Here is a 16,565-nt window from a genome sequence, read left to right as displayed (position 1 = left end):
GGCGACGCGGGATCGCGCGCAGAGGGTCCACCGCCGCGTCGCGCGACGGGCCGCAGGCGTCGGCGGCCGGCCGCGGCCCGCTGAGACGACGCGCAGTCCTGCACGGCCGCATGCAGGGGCAGAGCACGCCGCTCCTCGCCTCCTCTGCGCGCACGCCGAAGGGCCCGGTCCATGCGGACCGGGCCCTCAGCCGTGCGTGGTGCGGGTGCTAGTCGAGCTTGCCGTACACCTGCTCGGAGAAGGTGCGGGTGTTGCCCTCGCCGTACTTGTACACGGAGACGTAGGCCTCGGTCGGGTCGCCGTTCTCGTCGAAGGAGATCGGGCCGGAGATGCCGTCGTAGTCGATGTCCGTGCCGGCCTCGATGAGCTTCGCGCAGTCGGCGAAGGACTCGCACTTCTCGCCGCCCTCGGAGACGGACTGCAGGTTGTCCTTCAGCGTCGCGCCGTCGGTCGCCTTGCCCTGGAGCGCGGCGAGCGCGAGGAGCACGGTGCCGTCGTACGACTCGGCGGAGTAGCTGAACACCGTGAGGGCGGGCTCGCCCTCGGCCTTCACCATGTCCTGCAGGCGGGTCTGGAAGTCCTCCTTGGCCTCGACGCCGGGGTTCGTGAACTGCGCCCCCGCGATGTCGACGTTGGTGTCCTCCTCAGTGATGACGCCGTAGTTGCCGTCCGTGCCGTAGAAGTTGTTGAAGTCGAAGCCCTTCGACGCCAGCTGGTCGGCGATGGTCTTGATCTCGTCGAACGAGATGACGACGAGCGCGTCCGGGTTCGGGGCGAGCACCGAGGTGATCGCGCTGTTGAAGTCCGTCGCGGACGGCTCGAAGACGCTCTCGGCCGCGATGGTGGCGCCGCCGGCCTCGAGCGTCTTCTTGATGTTCTCCTCGAGGCCGGTGCCGTACGCGTCGTTCATGTAGAGGATCGAGACGTTGGTCTTGCCGTCCTGCAGGATCTTGTTGCCGAGGATGCGCCCCTGGAGCACGTCCGAGGGGGCGGTGCGCCAGTAGTAGCCGTCGTCCGCGTAGGTCGTGAAGTCCGGCGAGGTGTTCGCCGGCGAGAGCTGCACGACGCCGGCCTGGGTGACCTGGTCGATGAAGGTCTTCGAGACGCCCGAGGACGCGGCGCCGATGATGGCGGTGTTGCCGTCCGCGATGAGCGAGGTAGCCGACTGGCTGGCGATGTCGGTCGTGGTGTCGCCCGAGTCCTTGGCCGTGTTGGTCACCGTGATGCCGGCCCCGGCGTCGTTGATGTCCTTCACGGCGAGGTCGACGCCCGCGAACTCGGGCGGGCCGAGGACCGCGAGGGACCCCGTCTGCGGGAGGATCGTGCCGATCTTGAGGTCCAGGCCGCCGTCGGCCGTGGTGCCTCCCGTGCCACCGCCGCCGCCGGAGCAGCCGGCGAGGACGAGGGCGCCGGCCACCGCGATGGTGACGGCGCTGAGGGCGGTGCGGGCGGATCGTGAGCGGGAGGCCGAAGCCCTGCCGAATGCGCTCATGGTGCTCCTTATGGATGTGTGTGGTGATGCTCGGGAATGTGGTGCATGAGGCACGCGAATGCGCGCCTCGCCTGGTGCGACCCTATGGCGCGGATGAGACGGACACAATGCATCGGCATTTCCGTCGTGTAACGCGACCCGATCGTTACCTTTCGCGAAATGCGCGACGGGATCCGAATCAGATGCCCTCGACGACCGCCGGATCCCTCCGCCGGGGCACCGCGACGGGCAGGGATCGGCGGGATGCGCGGATCATGTCGATCGTGAGCAGCACGAGCGCCGCCCAGACGATCGCGAATCCGGCCCACCGTTCCGGCGGCATGGCCTCGTGCATCACGAAGACGCCGAACGCGAATTGCAGCAGCGGCGCGAGGTACTGCGTGAGACCGATCACGGAGAGGGGCAGGCGCCCGGCGGCGAATCCGAAGAGGAGGAGCGGGCCCGCGGTGACGACGCCGGTGCTGACGAGCAGGAGCGTGTGCCCGAGCGACACCGTGCCGACGGTGAGCCCGGCGCCGGCTCCCGTGATCACGAGCATCGTCGTGGCGGCCGGCACCAGCCACGCGGTCTCGAGCGCGAGGCCGGAGAGCGCGTCCGCGCCGCCGCTCACGCGCTTCTTCACCAGCCCGTAGAGCCCGAACGACCCGGCCAGCGCGAGCGACACCCACGGCAGCTGCCCGTAGCCGACGGCGATGACGGCCACCGCGACAGCCGACAGGCCCACGGCGGTCCACTGCAGCGGGCGCAGGCGCTCGCGCAGGAGGATCACGCCGAGCAGGACCGTGACGATCGGGTTGATGAAGTAGCCGAGCGCGGTCTCGACGACGTGGCCGGAGAGCGTGCCGTAGACGTAGACCGTCCAGTTGACGAGGATCAGGTGGCCCGCGAGGCCGAGGCCGAGGAGGATGCGCGGCCGGCGCACGATGGCGACCACGCGCCCCCAGCGCCGGGCGGCCGTGATGACGGCGGCGCAGACGACGAGCGAGAAGAGGATCCGCCAGCCGACGATCTCGAACGCCCCGGCCGGCACGAGCAGCAGGAAGAAGACGGGGAGGACGCCCCACAGGCCGTAGGCGCCGACGGCGGCGACCAGACCGGTGCGGGTCGAGGGATCCGGGGTGGGGCGCGTCACCTCCCGAGGCTAGCGCCGTGGACGCGCGAGAGCCCGGCCGAACGTGTCGGCCGGGCTCCCGGGTGGTGCGGTGGTGCGGTGTCGCTGATGCGGAGCGTCAGCGCTCGATGACGGCGAGCACGTCGCGCGCGGAGAGGACGAGGAGGTCCTGGCCGTCGTACTTGACCTCGGTTCCGCCGTACTTGGAGTAGATGACCTTGTCGCCCACGGCGACGTCGAGCGGGACGCGGTTGCCGTTGTCGTCGATGCGGCCGGGGCCCACGGCCACGACCTCGCCCTCCTGGGGCTTCTCCTTGGCGGTGTCGGGGATGACCAGACCAGACGCGGTGGTCTGCTCGGCTTCGACCTGCTGGATGACGATGCGATCCTCGAGCGGCTTGATGGAGACCGACACGGTTGACCTCTTCCTTCGTGACTAAGGGACAAGACTGATTGGCAATCTCCCGGGGAGAGTGCCAGGTGAGATTCTACGGGCCGCGCTTGCACTCGCGCAACGCGAGTGCCAATCCGTGGGGATGCGCCCGGGTACGGTGGGCGGATGGATCAGACCGACCTCCGCGAGGTGCTCTCGCTCGAGGGGCTCCGCCTGCTCGACTCCCTCCCGGCGCCCGCGCCGGGCGACGACATGGTGCGGCTGGTGAGCGCGCTGCGCGGCGAGGGCCACTCCCCCGCGCTCGTGAGCGCCGTCCTCACGCAGTCGCGGCTGCGCGCGAAGGCCAGGGGGAAGTTCGGCGACTTCGCGGAGCGCATGCTCTTCACCGAGGCCGGGCTCGAGCAGGCGACCCGGCTCGCCGTCGCCGCGCAGCACGCGGGACGGTTCCAGCAGGCGGGCGTCGCGCACGTGGCCGACCTCGGCTGCGGGATCGGCGGGGACGCGATGGCGATGGCGGCCATCGGGATCCGCGTCACGGCCGTCGAGCGCGACGAGGTGACCGCCGCGGTGGCCGGTTGGAACCTCGCGCCGTTCCCCGAGGCGGAGGTCGAGCAGGGCACGGCCGAGGCGTTCGACGCCGGACGCGTGGACGGCGTGTACCTCGACCCCGCGCGGCGCACGGACGGGCACTCCTCGACGAGGCGCATCTCGGATCCGGACGCGTACTCCCCCACGCTCTCCGCCGCGTTCGACCTCGCGGCCGGACGCGCTGCGGGCATCAAGCTCGGGCCGGGCCTCGATCGCGACCTCATCCCCGCGGATGCGGAGGCGCAGTGGGTCTCGGTCGACGGGCAGGCCGTGGAGATGGGGCTGTGGTTCGGGGCGACCCGGCGCGACGGCGTGCGGCGGGCGGCGCTCGTGATCGGCGGGGGGTCGCAGGCGGAGCTCACGTCGGAGGCCGACAGCGAGGACGCGGAGCTCGGCGAGCTGGGCGCGCACCTGTACGAGCCGGACGGCGCCGTGATCCGCGCCCGCCTCATCGGCGACCTCGCGCGCTCGCTCGACGGGCGGATGGTCGGCGAGGGGATCGCGTGGATCACCGCGGACCGCGAGCAGGCGACGCCGTTCGCGCGCGGCTTCCGCGTGCGCGAGGTGCTGCCGCTCGACGAGCAGCGGCTGAAGCGCGAGCTGCGGGCGCGCGGGATCGGGACGCTGGAGATCAAGAAGCGGGGGGTCGACGTGGATCCGGCCAGGCTGCGGACGCGGCTGCAGCTGAAGGGCGACGGGGCCGCGACGCTCATCGCGACGCGCGTGGGCGGGCGACGGGTCGCGATCCTCGCGGACCGGCACGGGGTCGACGCGGGCTGACGCGGGCGCGCACCCCGGACACGACGACGCGGCCGCCCCCGAGGGGACGGCCGCGTCGTGTCGTGCGGGTCGTGCGCTACGGCGCCGTCGGGATCGGGGTGCCGTTGATCTCGCCGGTCTGGATCGCGGTGTTCACGAACACGACGAGGAACAGGACCACGACGAGGCTGACGAGCACGCCGACGATGCCGGTGATGATGCCCGTGAGCCAGAAGCCCTTGGTCCCGGGGTTGCGCTTGCGGGCCATGACACCCGTGATGATCGCCGCGATGCCCACGAAGAACGTGAGGAACCACAGCGGCAGGGACAGCACGACGGACACGATGCCGAGCACCATCGACGTGATGGCGAGGCCCTTCTTGGGCGCACCGCCCTGGCCGGGCTGGTAGGGCGCCGCGTAGGGCGAGTCGGAGCCGGCGGCGGGAGCGGCCGGGTAGGCGGGCTGGCTCGGCGCGGGCGGGAAGCCGTCGTTGGAGCGGTCCGGGTTCTGCGGATCGGTCATTGTCGTTCCTTTCGTCCCTGGGAACATACCGTGATGCGCGTCCCCGGATTCTCCCGTTAAGGAATTAGCCGCGAATGGACCCCGCAATGGGGGCGTCCAGGTCAGCCGACCTGGACGACGGTGACGGGCAGCGTCGAGTCGGCGCCGAACGCGAGCCCGGACGGCGCGCGGCCCGACTCGATGAGGCGGGCGCCGAGCGCCGCGATCATGGCGCCGTTGTCGGTGCAGAGCGACAGGGGCGGGATCCGCAGCTCGATGCCCGCGGCCCGGCACCGCTCCGCCGCGAGCTCGCGCACGCGCGCGTTCGCGACGACGCCGCCGCCGAGCAGCAGGCGCGGGATCCCGTGGTCGACGCACGCGGCGACGGCCTTCGTGAGCAGCACGTCGACGACGGCCTCGCGGAAGCTCGCGGCGACGTCCGCGACGGGGACGGGCTCGCCCGCGTCCTGGCGCTTCTCGACCCAGCGGGCGACCGCGGTCTTGAGCCCGGAGAAGGAGAAGTCGTAGCGGTGGCGCTCCATGTCCTTGGGGAGGCTGAGGCCGCGGGGGAAGCGGATCGCCTTCGGGTCGCCGTCGGATGCGACGCGGTCGATGTGCGGGCCGCCGGGGTAGGGCAGGCCGAGCACGCGGGCGACCTTGTCGAAGGCCTCGCCCGCGGCGTCGTCGATGGTCTCGCCGAGGAGCTCGACGTCGTCGACCAGGTCGCGCACGAGGAGCAGGGACGTGTGGCCGCCGGAGACGAGGAGCGCGATGCTCGGGGTCTCGAGCGGGACGCCGGGGCCGCCGTCGGTGCTGAGGAGGTCGGCGCCCACATGTCCGACGAGGTGGTTGACGCCGTGCAGCGGGATGTCGAGGGCCACGGCGAGCGCCTTCGCGGCGCCGACCCCGACCATGAGCGCGCCGGAGAGGCCAGGACCCGCGGTGACGGCGATCGCGTCGAGGTCGCGGAGGGCGACGCCGGCCTCGGCGAGCGCGGCGTCGATCGCGGGGGTCAGCGCCTCGAGGTGTGCGCGCGCGGCGACCTCGGGGACCACGCCGCCGTAGCGCGCGTGCTCCTCCATGGAGCTGGAGATCACGTTGGCGAGGAGGGTCTGGCCGCGGACGATGCCGATGCCCGTCTCGTCGCACGAGGTCTCGATGCCGAGGACCAGGGGTCCGGCGTCGCCCGCACCGCTCTCGTCGGCCTGCGCCTCCGGGGCCGGGGCTGCGGATGCGGCGGGCTCGGCGGGTGCGTCGCGCGGCTCGGCGACCGCGGGCGGAGTCGCGGTGAGGGCGACGCGCATCACCACGGCGTCGACGTCGTCCGGCTGGTAGTAGTGCGGACGGACGGCGATGGGCTCGAACCCGAGCGAGGCGTACAGGGACTGCGCGACCGGGTTGTCGGCGCGCACCTCGAGCAGCACCTCGCGGGCGCCGCGGGAGTGCGCCTCGGCGACGAGCCGGGTGAGGAGCGCGCGGCCGATGCCCCGGCCCCGGTTGCCGTCCGCGACGGCGATGGTCTGGACGTCGGCCGCGTGCGCGCCGCGGGGGCAGGAGAGGCCGGCGTAGCCGAGGATCGCGCCGTCGGCGTCGTCGACGGCCACGACGTACCAGCCGTGGCGGGCGGTCAGCTCGCCGCGCATCGCGTCGGGCGACCAGGCGTCGGAGACGAACGTGGTGGTCTCGAGGTGCATGAGCGCCGGGAGGTCCGCGACCTCCGCGGGGCGGAACAGGACGCTCACGAGGTGACCCGCTTCGGCCCGGCCGAGAGCGTGACGTCGGGCGAGCGGAGGTAGAGCGCCTCGTCGGCCGCGAACGGCAGGTCGAGCTCGTCCATGCGCCGGGCGACCTGCGCGAGCGAGGCCGCGCGCACGGCGGAGGCGTCGACGCGGTGGTCGGCGGCGGGGACGTCGTCCGGCTTGCTGAGGCCGGGGCCCGCGGTGCGCTCGGCGACGCCGCCGGGCGCGGGCTCGCGGTAGACGGACCAGTACAGCTCGCGGCGGCGGGCGTCGGTGACGACCACGAGGGATCCGGTGCCGCCCGACGCGTAGTGGTCGTGGGCGACGGCGTCGTGGCTGACCACGGGGATCACGCGCACGTCGAGCCCCGTCGCGAGCACGCGGGCAGCGGCGATGCCGACGCGGAGGCCGGTGAACGGGCCGGGGCCCATGCCCGCGACGACCGCGCGCACGTCGCAGCGGTCGACGCCGGATGCGGTGAGGCACTCCTCGAGCAGCGTGCCGATGACCTCGGCGTGCCGCATGGTGTCGGCCTCCTGGCGCTCGGCGAGCACGCGGCCGTCCGGGTCGATGACGGCGACGCCCGTGCCGGCGGAGGTGTCGATCGCGAGGAGCACTGGACGAGTCTAGGCGCGGGAGCGCGCGCGGAGCCGTCGGATGCGGACGGTGCGGGGCTCCTCGGGGGCGGCGTCCGGGTCCGCGTCGGCGTCGTCGGCCGGGTCGCCGGACTCGGGATCCGCGTCGCCCGCGCCCGTGGGCCGCGCGATCCGCAGATCCCACCACTCCTCGGCGACGCCGTCGAGCTTGCCCTCGCCCCACTCGACGACCACGACCGAGCGCGCGAAGTCGATGTCGAGGTCGTCGAGCTCGCGGGCGTCGGCCAGGCGGTAGGCGTCCACGTGCACGAGCGGCGGCCCGTCGACGAGGCTCGGGTGCGTGCGCGCGAGCACGAAGGTGGGGCTCGTGACGGGGCCGCGGACGCCGAGGCCCGCGCCGAGTCCGCGGGTGAACGTCGTCTTGCCCGCGCCCAGTGGCCCGGACAGCACCAGGAGGTCGCCCGCTCCCAGCTCGCGCGCGACGGCGCGGCCGAGCTCCTCCATGTCGTCCGTGGTCGCGACGGGGACGACCTCGTCCGAGAGGACCTCGTCGCCAGGCGCCTCGGCCGCGTCGGCGAGCTCGTGCAGGTGCACCCGGTCGACGCGCGGCCCCACGCGGGTCACGATCTCGTCGCCGATGGTCTCGGCCCAGCCGGCCCACTCCTCCGCGGTGGGCTCGCCGCGGTCGCCGGGCCCGAGGACCACCGCGGTGTCGCCGACCTCGACGGGCAGGTCGCCCACGTCGAGCACGAGCTGGTCCATCGCGATGCGGCCGGCGACCGGGAAGCGGCGGCCGTTCAGCAGCACGGAGGCGTGCGGCGCGGCGATGCGGGGGATCCCGTCGGCGTATCCCAGCGGCACGAGCGCGAGCGTCGACGGCCCCGTCGTCCGGTGGTCGAGCCCGTAGGACACGCCCTGGCCGGCCGCGACGCGCTTGACGGAGACGACGTCGGCCTCGAGCGTCATCGCCGGGATGAGCCCGAGGTCGCGGCCGGTCCGGTCGTCGAACGGCGAGATGCCGTAGACGGCGATGCCGAAGCGCACCATGTCGAAGCGGGCGGCGGGCAGGCGGATCCCCGCCGAGCTCGCGGCGAGGTGCTTCTCGACCGGACGCGCGCCCAGCTCCTCGGCCACGCGCAGGGCCTCGTGGAAGCGGGCGAGCGCGGCTTCGTCGTCCTCGGGCGAGGCGTCGGCGAGGTGCGACCAGAGCGCGTGCAGGGTCAGCTCGCCCGCGGCGTCGGCGGCGACCGCCGCGCGCACGAGGTCGGGCCACGCTTCCGGGGTGGCGCCGTTGCGGCTGAGGCCCGTGTCGGCCTTGAGGTGCACGCGGGCGCGGATCCCCGTGGCGCGCCCCGCGGCGGTGATGCGCTCCAGCTCCCACAGCGCCGAGACGCCGAGGTCGATGCCCTCCTCCACGGCGATCCGGAAGTCGGTGTCGACGCCGTGAAGCCACGCGAGCAGGCGCGCGGTGATGCCGGCGCGGCGGAGCTCGACGGCGGATGCCACGTCGAGGACCGCGAGGCTCTCGGCGCCGGCCTCGAGGGCCGCGCGCGCCACCTGCAGGGCGCCGTGGCCGTAGGCGTCGGCCTTCACGGCGACCATGGTGCGCGCGGGGGCGGCGAGCGCGGCGAGGGTGCGGACGTTGTGGCGGATCGCGTCCAGGTCGATGACTGCGCGACGGCCGGGCGCGACGGGACCGGCGGGCGCAGGGGCGGTGTCGCTCATGCGGGGTACCTCCGGGTCACGCGGCCGGCGACGCGCGCGACGATCTCGTAGCCGATGGTGCCGGTCGCCTCGGCCCACTCCTCCACCGAGGGCGCGCCGGCCGCGGGATCCCCGAACAGCACCGCGTCGTCGCCCACCGCCACGGGCGTGCCGTCGACGACGCCGTCGCCCACGTCGACCACGAACTGGTCCATGGCGATCCGGCCGCTCACCCGGAAGCGCGCGCCGTGGATCGCGACGGGCGCGCGGTTGCTCGCGAGCCGCGGTACGCCGTCGGCGAACCCGAGCGAGACGAGTGCCAGGGTGGTGGCGCGCGTGGTGCGGTACGTGTAGCCGTAGGAGACGCCCGTGTCGGCGGGCACGCGCTTGACCGCGACGACGCTGCCGACGAGGGTCATGGCGGGCACGAGGCCGAGGTCGGCGGAGGTGACGCCGTCGAGCGGCGAGATGCCGTAGATCCCGATGCCGAGGCGCACCATGTCGAGGCGGGCGTCCGGCACGCGCAGGGCGCCCGCGGTCGCGGCCAGGTGGCGGATCCCGGGCTCGAGCCCCGCGGCACGCACCACGTCGACCGCGTCGTGGAACGCGCGGACCTGCGCCAGGTCCTCCTCCTCCCCCGCGTTGGCGAGGTGGCTGAAGACGCCGCCGAGGCGGATCGCACCCTCGCCGACGAGCGCGGCGACCTCGGCCACGACACCCGGCCACTCCGCGGGCGTCACCCCGTTGCGGCCGAGGCCGGTGTCGATCTTGAGGTGCACGTCGGCCGGGCGGCCGAGGCGCCGGGCGGCGTCCGCGACCTCGTGCACCTGGCGCAGGCTGTTGAGCCCGAGGTCGATGCCGGCCTCGATCGCGGTCGCGAAGTCGGCGCCGGGCGCGTGCATCCAGGTGAGGATCGGCGCGTCGATGCCGGCCGCCCGCAGCGCGAGCGCCTCGCGGATGTCGACCACGCCCAGCCGGTCGGCCCCACCCGCGAGCGCGGCGCGCGCCGACGCGACCGCACCGTGCCCGTAGCCGTCGGCCTTGACCACGGCCATCACGAGCGGCGCGCCCGTGGCCGCGCGCAGCGTGCGGACGTTCGCCGCGATCGCGCCGGTGTCGATCCGCGCCTCCCGTCGGAGGGCGGCCGGGACCTGCAGGGTCGCCTCGTCGGTCATGCGCCCTCCTCCCCCTCGGTCACGACGAACGCGGTCGCGAGGCCGGCGTCGTGGCTCATGCTCAGGTGGATCCGCGTCACGCCCCGTGCGGCAGCGACCCGCGCGACCGCCCCGCCGACCCGGAACGACGGGTCGCCGTGGTCGTCGCGCACGACCTCCATGTCCTGCCAGCTGATCCCCCCGGGGCCGCCCAGCGCCTTGATGAGCGCCTCCTTCGCCGCGAACCGCGCCGCGAGCGAGCGCGGCGGCAGGGACCGCTCGGCGGGCGCGAACAGGCGCGGCACGAGGCCCGGAGTGCGCTCGGCGCTCCGGGCGAAACGCGCCACGTCGACCACGTCGACGCCGATGCCCCTGATCACGCCGCCGGGATCACTCGACGGTGACGGACTTCGCGAGGTTCCGCGGCTGGTCGACGTCGAGGCCCTTGGCCGCGGCGAGCTCCATCGCGAAGATCTGCAGCGGGGTGACGGCCAGGAGCGGCTCGAACAGCGGCGCGGCGAGCGGGATCGGGATGACCTCGTCGGCGTGCGGCAGCACGAACGCGTCGCCCTGCTCGGCGATCGCGATGACGCGGGCGCCGCGCGCGCGGATCTCCTCGATGTTGGAGATGACCTTCTTGTGCAGCGCGAGCTGGTGGACGGGGCTCGGCACGATGACGAAGACGGGCTGCCCCGGCTCGATGAGCGCGATGGGCCCGTGCTTGAGCTCGCCCGCCGCGAAGCCCTCGGCGTGGATGTAGGCCAGCTCCTTGAGCTTCAGCGCGCCCTCGAGCGCCACCGGGAAGCCCACGTTGCGACCGAGGAAGAGCACGGCGCGCGTGTCGGCCATCCACTTCGCGAGCTGGGTGATCTTCTCGCCCTGCGCGACGACGGTCGCGAGCTTCTCCGGCACGGCGAGCAGCTCCTCCGTGTTGGCCACGATCTCGTCGGCCGACAGCGTGCCGCGGATGCGCGCGAGGTGCAGCCCGAAGAGGTACAGCGCCGCCACCTGCGCGACGAACGCCTTGGTGGACGCGACCGCGACCTCGGGGCCCGCGTGCGTGTAGACGACGGCCTCCGACTCGCGCGGGATGGTGGCGCCCTGGGTGTTGCAGATGGAGAGGACGCGGGCGCCGGCCTCGCGGGCGAAGCGCACGGCGAGCAGGGTGTCCATGGTCTCGCCGGACTGGCTGATGGAGATCACGAGCGTCGTCGCGTCGAGCACCGGGTCGCGGTAGCGGAACTCGTGCGCGAGCTCGACCTCCACGGGCACGCGCGCCCACTTCTCGATGGCGTACTTGCCGAGGATGCCGGAGTACGCGGCGGTGCCGCAGGCGACGATGACGATGCGCTGGATGTCCGCGAGGTCGACCTCGCCGATCGCGTCGAGGTCGGGCAGGACGACGACGCCGTCGACGATGCGGCCGCGCAGGGTGTTCGCGACGGCGTCCGGGCCCTCGCTGATCTCCTTCGCCATGAAGCTGGACCAGCCGCCCTTCTCGGATGCGGAGGCGTCCCAGGCGATCTCGAACTCGTGCGTCTCCACGGGCGCGCCGTGGAAGTCGGTGACGGTGACGGAGTCGGGGCGGATGGCCACCATCTGGTCCTGCCCGATGGCGACCGCGCGGCGCGTGAACTCCACGAACGCGGCGACGTCGGATCCGAGGAAGTTCTCCCCGTCCCCCAGCCCGATGACGAGCGGCGAGTTGCGGCGGGCGCCGACCACGAGGCCGGGCTGGTCGCGGTGCACGGCGAGGAGCGTGAACGCGCCCTCGAGGCGGCTCACGGTGTTGCGGAACGCCTGCTCGAGGTCCTGCGTGATGCCGTACTCCCGGCCGAGCAGCTGCGCGGCGACCTCGGTGTCCGTGTCGCTGTGGAACGTGTAGCCGTCCTGGAGGAGGTCGTCCTTGAGCTCGGCGAAGTTCTCGATGATCCCGTTGTGGATGAGGGCGAGCTTCCCGTCGTCGCCCATGTGCGGGTGCGCGTTGCGGTCGGTGGGGCCGCCGTGCGTGGCCCAGCGGGTGTGGCCGATGCCGGTGGATCCGTTCGGCAGCGGCGACGCCTCGAGGTCCTCCAGCAGGCGGTCGAGCTTGCCGGCGCGCTTGCGGACGCCGAGCGTGCCGTCGGCGTCGAGGACGGCGACGCCCGCGGAGTCGTATCCGCGGTACTCCAGCCGCCGCAGCCCCGCGAGGAGCACCTCGAGGCTCTTGGACTCACCGACGTATCCCACGATTCCGCACATGAGGCACGAGCTTACCTTCGCCTCCTCCGCTTCCCCTCGGCCGCGCGCGGGCCGGGCGCGCCCCGGCCGTCGGCCCGCGCCGCCGTAGGATGAGGGGCCATGCCAGACACCGCGACGGGACACCCGACGAGCCACGGCAGCGTCTCCCCGTTCGTGGAGATCGCCCGCGCCGACTGGGCGGCCCTCGCGCCCGCGACGCACCTGCCGCTCCGGGAGACCGAGCTGGTGCAGCTGCGCGGCATCGGCGACCGCCTCGACATGCACGAGGTCGAGGACGTCTACCTGCCCCTCAGCCGGCTGCTCAACCTCTACGTCACGGGCACGAAGAAGCTGCACAGGGACACGAGCGCGTTCCTCGGCGAGCGCGCCAAGAGCACGCCGTTCATCATCGGCGTCGCCGGATCCGTGGCCGTCGGCAAGTCCACCGTCGCCCGCCTCCTCCGCGAGATGCTGGCGCGCTGGGACGACACCCCGCGCGTCGAGCTCGTGACCACGGACGGCTTCCTGCATCCGAACGCCGAGCTCGAGCGCCGCGGCCTCATGGAGCGGAAGGGCTTCCCCGAGTCGTACGACCGGCGGGCGCTGCTGCGGTTCGTGACGCAGGTCAAGAGCGGCGTCCCCGAGGTGCGCGCGCCGTTCTACTCGCACCTCGCCTACGACATCGTGCCGGGCGCCGAGGTCGTCGTACGGCAGCCGGACGTGCTCATCATCGAGGGCCTCAACGTGCTGCAGCCCGCGGCGTCCGGCGCGAAGCTCGCCGTCAGCGACCTCTTCGACTTCTCCATCTACGTCGACGCCCGCACCCACGACATCGCGCAGTGGTACGAGGAGCGCTTCCTCAGCCTCCAGCGCGGGGCGTTCAGCAACCCGCGCTCGTACTTCCACCGGTACGCGGAGCTCAGCCCGGCCGAGGCCGTGGAGCGCGCGCGGCGGATCTGGGCGACCATCAACGAGCCGAACCTGGAGCAGAACATCCGCCCCACCCGCTCGCGCGCGACGCTCGTGCTGCGGAAGGACGCCGACCACTCGGTCGCGAACGTCCTGCTCCGCAAGCTCTGACGCGGATCCGCGCGAGCGGCGGGACGCCGGACCGGCTAGATGGCGAGGCGCTCGGTGACGAGCGCGGCGAGCTCCTGGGCGTGGCGCTCGGCGGTCGCCTGGTCGGCGGCCTCCACCATCACGCGGATCATCGGCTCGGTGCCCGAGGCGCGCATGAGGATCCGGCCCGTGTCGCCGAGCTCGGCCTCGGCACGCGCGACCGCCGCGTTCAGCTCGGCGTCGTCGCCCACGCGCTCGCGGTCGACGCCGCGGACGTTGATCATCACCTGCGGGTAGACGGTCATCACGGAGGCGAGCTCGTGCAGGCTCCTGCCCGTCGCCGCCATCTCGCCCAGCAGCTGGATCCCCGTGAGGACGCCGTCGCCCGTGGTCGCGTGCTCCGCGATGATGAGGTGGCCGGACTGCTCGCCGCCGAGGGAGTAGCCGCCCTCGTTCATGGCCTCGAGCACGTAGCGGTCGCCGACGCGGGTCTGCAGCACGGTGATGTCGTGCTCGGCCATCGCGATGCGGAGCCCGAGGTTGCTCATGACGGTCGCCACGAGCGTGCGGTCCGCCAGCAGGCCGCGGCGGGCCATGGACAGCGCGAGGACGGCCATGATCTGGTCGCCGTCGATGATCGCGCCCGTGTGGTCGACCGCCAGGCAGCGGTCGGCGTCGCCGTCGTGCGCGATGCCCACGTCGGCGCCGTGCGCGAGGACGGCCTCGGCCAGGAGGTCGAGGTGCGTGGACCCGACCCGGTCGTTGATGTTCATGCCGTCGGGGTCGTTGCCGATGACGGTGACGCGCGCGCCCGCGTCGGTGAAGACCTCGGGGCTGATGCCGGCGGCGGCGCCGTGCGCGCAGTCGAGGACCACGTGGATCCCGTCGAGCCGGTGCTGCAGCGTGCCGAGCAGGTGGAGGACGTAGCGGTCCTCGGCGTCCGCGAAGCGGCGGATGCGGCCGACGTCGGCTCCCGTGGGGAGCAGGACGGGCTGGCTCAGCTGCGCCTCTATGCGGTCCTCGAGCTCGTCGGCGAGCTTCCGTCCGCCCGCGGCGAAGAACTTGATCCCGTTGTCGGGAGCGGGGTTGTGCGACGCGGAGATCATGACGCCGAAGTCGGCGTCGAAGTCCGCGATGAGGTACGCCGTGGCCGGCGTCGGGATGACCCCGGCGTCGAACACGTCGACGCCGGAGCTCGCGAGGCCGGCGGCCACGGCCGCCGCGATGAACTCGCCGGACACCCGGGGATCCCGGGCGACGACCGCGACGGGTCGTCGCCCGGAATCCCGGGCGTCCTGGCCGAGCACGTGCGCGGCGGCCTGGGCCAGGCGCAGGGCGAGGTCCGCGGTGATGGTCTCGCCGTTGGCGAGGCCGCGGACGCCGTCCGTGCCGAAGAGCCGGGACATGGCTGCCGGTGTGCCCGAGCGCCTTAGCGCTTCGAGAACTGCGGCGCCTTGCGGGCCTTCTTGAGTCCGGCCTTCTTGCGCTCCTTGACGCGCGCGTCGCGGCTGAGGAAGCCGTTCTTCTTCAGCGTGGCGCGGTTGTTCTCCTCGTCGATCTCGTTGAGGGCGCGGGCGATGCCGAGGCGCAGGGCGCCGGCCTGGCCGGAGGGGCCGCCACCGGAGATGCGCGCGACGACGTCGTAGCTGCCGAGGAGGTCGAGCACCTTGAACGGGTCGTTCACGAGCTGCTGGTGCAGCTTGTTGGGGAAGTAGTCCGCGAACTCACGGCCGTTGACCGTGATGCTGCCGGAGCCGGGGACGAGGCGCACGCGGGCGATGGCCTGCTTGCGTCGTCCGACGGCGCCGCCGGACACGTTGAGGACCGCGCGGGGGGCCTTGGGGGCCTCCTCGTTCGGGGTCTCGGTCGAGAAGCTCTCGGGAGCCACGTCGAGGGAGTCTGAGATCTGAGCCACTGGGTTCGATTCCTTCTGAGGTCTTTGGTCGTCGCTGTCGGCAGCCGGAGCTACTGAGCGACCTGGCCGAGGGTGTACGGGGTGGGCTGCTGAGCAGCGTGGGGGTGCTCGGGGCCCGCGTAGACCTTGAGCTTCTTCAGCTGCGCCGCACCCAGCGAGTTCTTCGGCAGCATGCCGCGGATGGCCTTCTCGACCGCGCGCGTGGGGTGCTTCTCGAGCATCTCGACGTAGGTCATCGAGGAGAGGCCGCCCGGGTAGCCGGAGTGGCGGTAGGCCAGCTTCTTCTCGAGCTTCTGGCCCGTGAGCGCCACCTTGTCGGCGTTGACGATGATCACGAAGTCGCCCATGTCCATGTGCTGGGCGAAGGTGGCCTTGTGCTTGCCGCGCAGGAGCGCGGCGGCGTGGCTGGCGAGACGGCCGAGGACGATGTCCGTGGCGTCGATGACGACCCAGTCGTGCTGGACCTCACTGGCCTTGGGGGAATAGGTGCGCGTCATTGATCTGACTGCCTTCTTTTCGAGGTGAGATGGTCGTGGATCCCGCTCCGTGGGCGTTCTGACGAGAACGCATCCGGTGGAGGGCTCAACCTTGTACGTCGCCGCACGCAGGCGTGCAGACAACCGGTTCAGAGTACGCGATGCAGGGCGATCAGGCAATCCCGGGCGTGTCGGTGAGGCGCCCGAGGTCGCGGAGGGCGGCGTCGGCTGCGTCCCGGACCGGATCCACCTCGTGCGCGCCGCGCCGGGCGCGGGTGATCTCGTTCCGCGCCTGGAGCTCCGCGTCGGGCGGGTAGCCGACGCGCTCGAGCACGAGGCCGCGCGCGGGCATCACGGTGAACTCGCTCGTCCGCTCGCGCAGGTCCAGCAGCTCGCGGAGCCGCGCGACGCCGACGCGGCCGGCAGCCGCGGCGACGCACGCGCCGACGAGCGCGCGCACCATGCTGTGGCAGAAGGCGTCCGCACGCACGACCGCCTCGAGGGCGCCGTCGGCCGCCCGGGTCCACGTCAGCTCCTGCAGGGTGCGGATGGTCGACGCGCCCTCGCGCGGCTTGCAGTACGAGGCGAAGTCGTGGAGGCCCAGGAGGACGCCTGCCGCCTCCTGCAGCACGTCCGCGTCGAGCGCGACCGGGACCTCGACGGTGCGGTGGCGCTGGAGCGGGTCGCGCGGGCCGGATGCGTCCGAGATCCGGTAGCGGTACGCCCGCCAGGTCGCGGAGAAGCGCGCGTCGAACCCGTCGGGCGCGGGGACGCAGGCGAGCACGACGACATCGGACCGCGCGCCGAGCACGCCGTTCATCCGGCGCGCGAGGGCCGCGGCGGCGCGCCCGGCGGT

At 73.1% G+C, this 16,565-nt stretch carries 16 protein-coding genes; 2 read left to right on the top strand and 14 right to left on the bottom strand.

Annotated features, from left to right (window positions below):
* Window positions 1-208: 208 nt before the first annotated feature.
* The 3 genes from DZG00_RS04275 to groES all read right to left on the bottom strand — a co-directional run bounded on the left by DZG00_RS04275 (window position 209) and on the right by groES (window position 3,018).
* A complete protein-coding gene (locus DZG00_RS04275; protein WP_119455411.1) occupies window positions 209-1,492 on the bottom strand; it encodes an ABC transporter substrate-binding protein in 1,284 nt (427 codons plus the stop codon).
* A gap of 178 nt (window positions 1,493-1,670) precedes the next feature.
* Entirely contained in the window at window positions 1,671-2,624 is a 954-nt protein-coding gene (rarD, locus tag DZG00_RS04270) for an EamA family transporter RarD (protein ID WP_119382527.1), read from the bottom strand.
* Window positions 2,625-2,721: 97 nt separating this feature from the next.
* Window positions 2,722-3,018: a co-chaperone GroES gene (gene groES, locus DZG00_RS04265; RefSeq protein ID WP_012039257.1), complete on the bottom strand. Its 297-nt coding sequence runs from the start codon at window positions 3,016-3,018 to the stop codon at window positions 2,722-2,724.
* Window positions 3,019-3,162: 144 nt separating this feature from the next.
* Between groES and DZG00_RS04260 the strand changes: the two genes are divergently transcribed.
* Window positions 3,163-4,365, top strand: a complete 1,203-nt coding sequence (locus DZG00_RS04260) for a THUMP-like domain-containing protein (protein WP_119382526.1) — start codon at window positions 3,163-3,165, stop codon at window positions 4,363-4,365.
* Window positions 4,366-4,441: 76 nt separating this feature from the next.
* On the opposite strand, the gene DZG00_RS04255 is transcribed toward DZG00_RS04260, so the two are convergent.
* The 7 genes from DZG00_RS04255 to glmS all read right to left on the bottom strand — a co-directional run bounded on the left by DZG00_RS04255 (window position 4,442) and on the right by glmS (window position 12,280).
* Window positions 4,442-4,867, bottom strand: a complete 426-nt coding sequence (locus tag DZG00_RS04255; protein WP_119382525.1) for a DUF4190 domain-containing protein — start codon at window positions 4,865-4,867, stop codon at window positions 4,442-4,444.
* A gap of 101 nt (window positions 4,868-4,968) precedes the next feature.
* The gene (gene tsaD, locus DZG00_RS04250) at window positions 4,969-6,588 is read right to left on the bottom strand and encodes a tRNA (adenosine(37)-N6)-threonylcarbamoyltransferase complex transferase subunit TsaD (protein WP_119455410.1); all 1,620 of its coding nucleotides are present in this window, start codon (window positions 6,586-6,588) and stop codon (window positions 4,969-4,971) included.
* The gene (gene tsaB, locus DZG00_RS04245; RefSeq protein WP_119382287.1) at window positions 6,585-7,202 is read right to left on the bottom strand and encodes a tRNA (adenosine(37)-N6)-threonylcarbamoyltransferase complex dimerization subunit type 1 TsaB; all 618 of its coding nucleotides are present in this window, start codon (window positions 7,200-7,202) and stop codon (window positions 6,585-6,587) included. The genes tsaD and tsaB overlap by 4 nt, the downstream gene beginning before the upstream one ends.
* A gap of 9 nt (window positions 7,203-7,211) precedes the next feature.
* The gene (gene alr / locus DZG00_RS04240) at window positions 7,212-8,906 is read right to left on the bottom strand and encodes an alanine racemase (RefSeq protein ID WP_119382288.1); all 1,695 of its coding nucleotides are present in this window, start codon (window positions 8,904-8,906) and stop codon (window positions 7,212-7,214) included.
* A complete protein-coding gene (gene alr, locus DZG00_RS04235; RefSeq protein WP_119382289.1) occupies window positions 8,903-10,060 on the bottom strand; it encodes an alanine racemase in 1,158 nt (385 codons plus the stop codon). Before alr (DZG00_RS04235) ends, alr (DZG00_RS04240) begins: the two co-directional genes overlap by 4 nt.
* Complete coding sequence (locus tag DZG00_RS04230) at window positions 10,057-10,419, bottom strand: holo-ACP synthase (RefSeq protein ID WP_119382290.1); 363 nt, start codon at window positions 10,417-10,419, stop codon at window positions 10,057-10,059. Before DZG00_RS04230 ends, alr (DZG00_RS04235) begins: the two co-directional genes overlap by 4 nt.
* 10 nt (window positions 10,420-10,429) lie before the next feature.
* Entirely contained in the window at window positions 10,430-12,280 is a 1,851-nt protein-coding gene (glmS, locus tag DZG00_RS04225; protein WP_119455409.1) for a glutamine--fructose-6-phosphate transaminase (isomerizing), read from the bottom strand.
* 99 nt (window positions 12,281-12,379) lie between these two features.
* On the opposite strand from glmS, the gene coaA reads away from it, so the two are divergent.
* Window positions 12,380-13,339 (top strand): type I pantothenate kinase, encoded by a 960-nt coding sequence (gene coaA / locus DZG00_RS04220; protein WP_119382509.1) that lies wholly within the window; start codon window positions 12,380-12,382, stop codon window positions 13,337-13,339.
* Window positions 13,340-13,374: 35 nt separating this feature from the next.
* On the opposite strand, the gene glmM is transcribed toward coaA, so the two are convergent.
* The 4 genes from glmM to DZG00_RS04200 all read right to left on the bottom strand — a co-directional run.
* A complete protein-coding gene (gene glmM, locus DZG00_RS04215) occupies window positions 13,375-14,724 on the bottom strand; it encodes a phosphoglucosamine mutase (RefSeq protein ID WP_119382510.1) in 1,350 nt (449 codons plus the stop codon).
* A 23-nt stretch (window positions 14,725-14,747) separates the two neighbouring features.
* A complete protein-coding gene (gene rpsI, locus DZG00_RS04210; protein ID WP_043668864.1) occupies window positions 14,748-15,233 on the bottom strand; it encodes a 30S ribosomal protein S9 in 486 nt (161 codons plus the stop codon).
* 50 nt (window positions 15,234-15,283) lie between these two features.
* Window positions 15,284-15,730, bottom strand: coding sequence for a 50S ribosomal protein L13 (rplM, locus tag DZG00_RS04205; RefSeq protein WP_043668861.1), 447 nt, complete (start codon window positions 15,728-15,730; stop codon window positions 15,284-15,286).
* Window positions 15,731-15,881: 151 nt separating this feature from the next.
* Window positions 15,882-16,565 (bottom strand): tRNA pseudouridine synthase A (locus DZG00_RS04200; RefSeq protein WP_119455408.1); only part of this gene is annotated, 684 nt, incomplete at its 5' end.

It is taken from the genome of Clavibacter lycopersici (assembly GCF_003576405.1).
Taxonomy (GTDB): Bacteria; Actinomycetota; Actinomycetes; order Actinomycetales; family Microbacteriaceae; genus Clavibacter; species Clavibacter lycopersici.
Note: the sequence above shows the minus strand (reverse complement) of the source record. Positions and strands in the feature narration are given on the sequence as shown.

Bases quoted from the DNA above. Each gene is read 5' to 3' on its own strand.
- coaA (WP_119382509.1), top strand. From the start codon at position 12,380: ATGCCAGACACCGCGACGGGACACCCGACGAGCCACGGCAGCGTCTCC.
- glmM (WP_119382510.1), bottom strand. From the start codon at position 14,724: ATGTCCCGGCTCTTCGGCACGGACGGCGTCCGCGGCCTCGCCAACGGC.
- DZG00_RS04260 (WP_119382526.1), top strand. From the start codon at position 3,163: ATGGATCAGACCGACCTCCGCGAGGTGCTCTCGCTCGAGGGGCTCCGC.
- alr (WP_119382289.1), bottom strand. From the start codon at position 10,060: ATGACCGACGAGGCGACCCTGCAGGTCCCGGCCGCCCTCCGACGGGAG.
- alr (WP_119382288.1), bottom strand. From the start codon at position 8,906: ATGAGCGACACCGCCCCTGCGCCCGCCGGTCCCGTCGCGCCCGGCCGT.
- DZG00_RS04255 (WP_119382525.1), bottom strand. From the start codon at position 4,867: ATGACCGATCCGCAGAACCCGGACCGCTCCAACGACGGCTTCCCGCCC.
- rplM (WP_043668861.1), bottom strand. From the start codon at position 15,730: ATGACGCGCACCTATTCCCCCAAGGCCAGTGAGGTCCAGCACGACTGG.
- glmS (WP_119455409.1), bottom strand. From the start codon at position 12,280: ATGTGCGGAATCGTGGGATACGTCGGTGAGTCCAAGAGCCTCGAGGTG.
- DZG00_RS04275 (WP_119455411.1), bottom strand. From the start codon at position 1,492: ATGAGCGCATTCGGCAGGGCTTCGGCCTCCCGCTCACGATCCGCCCGC.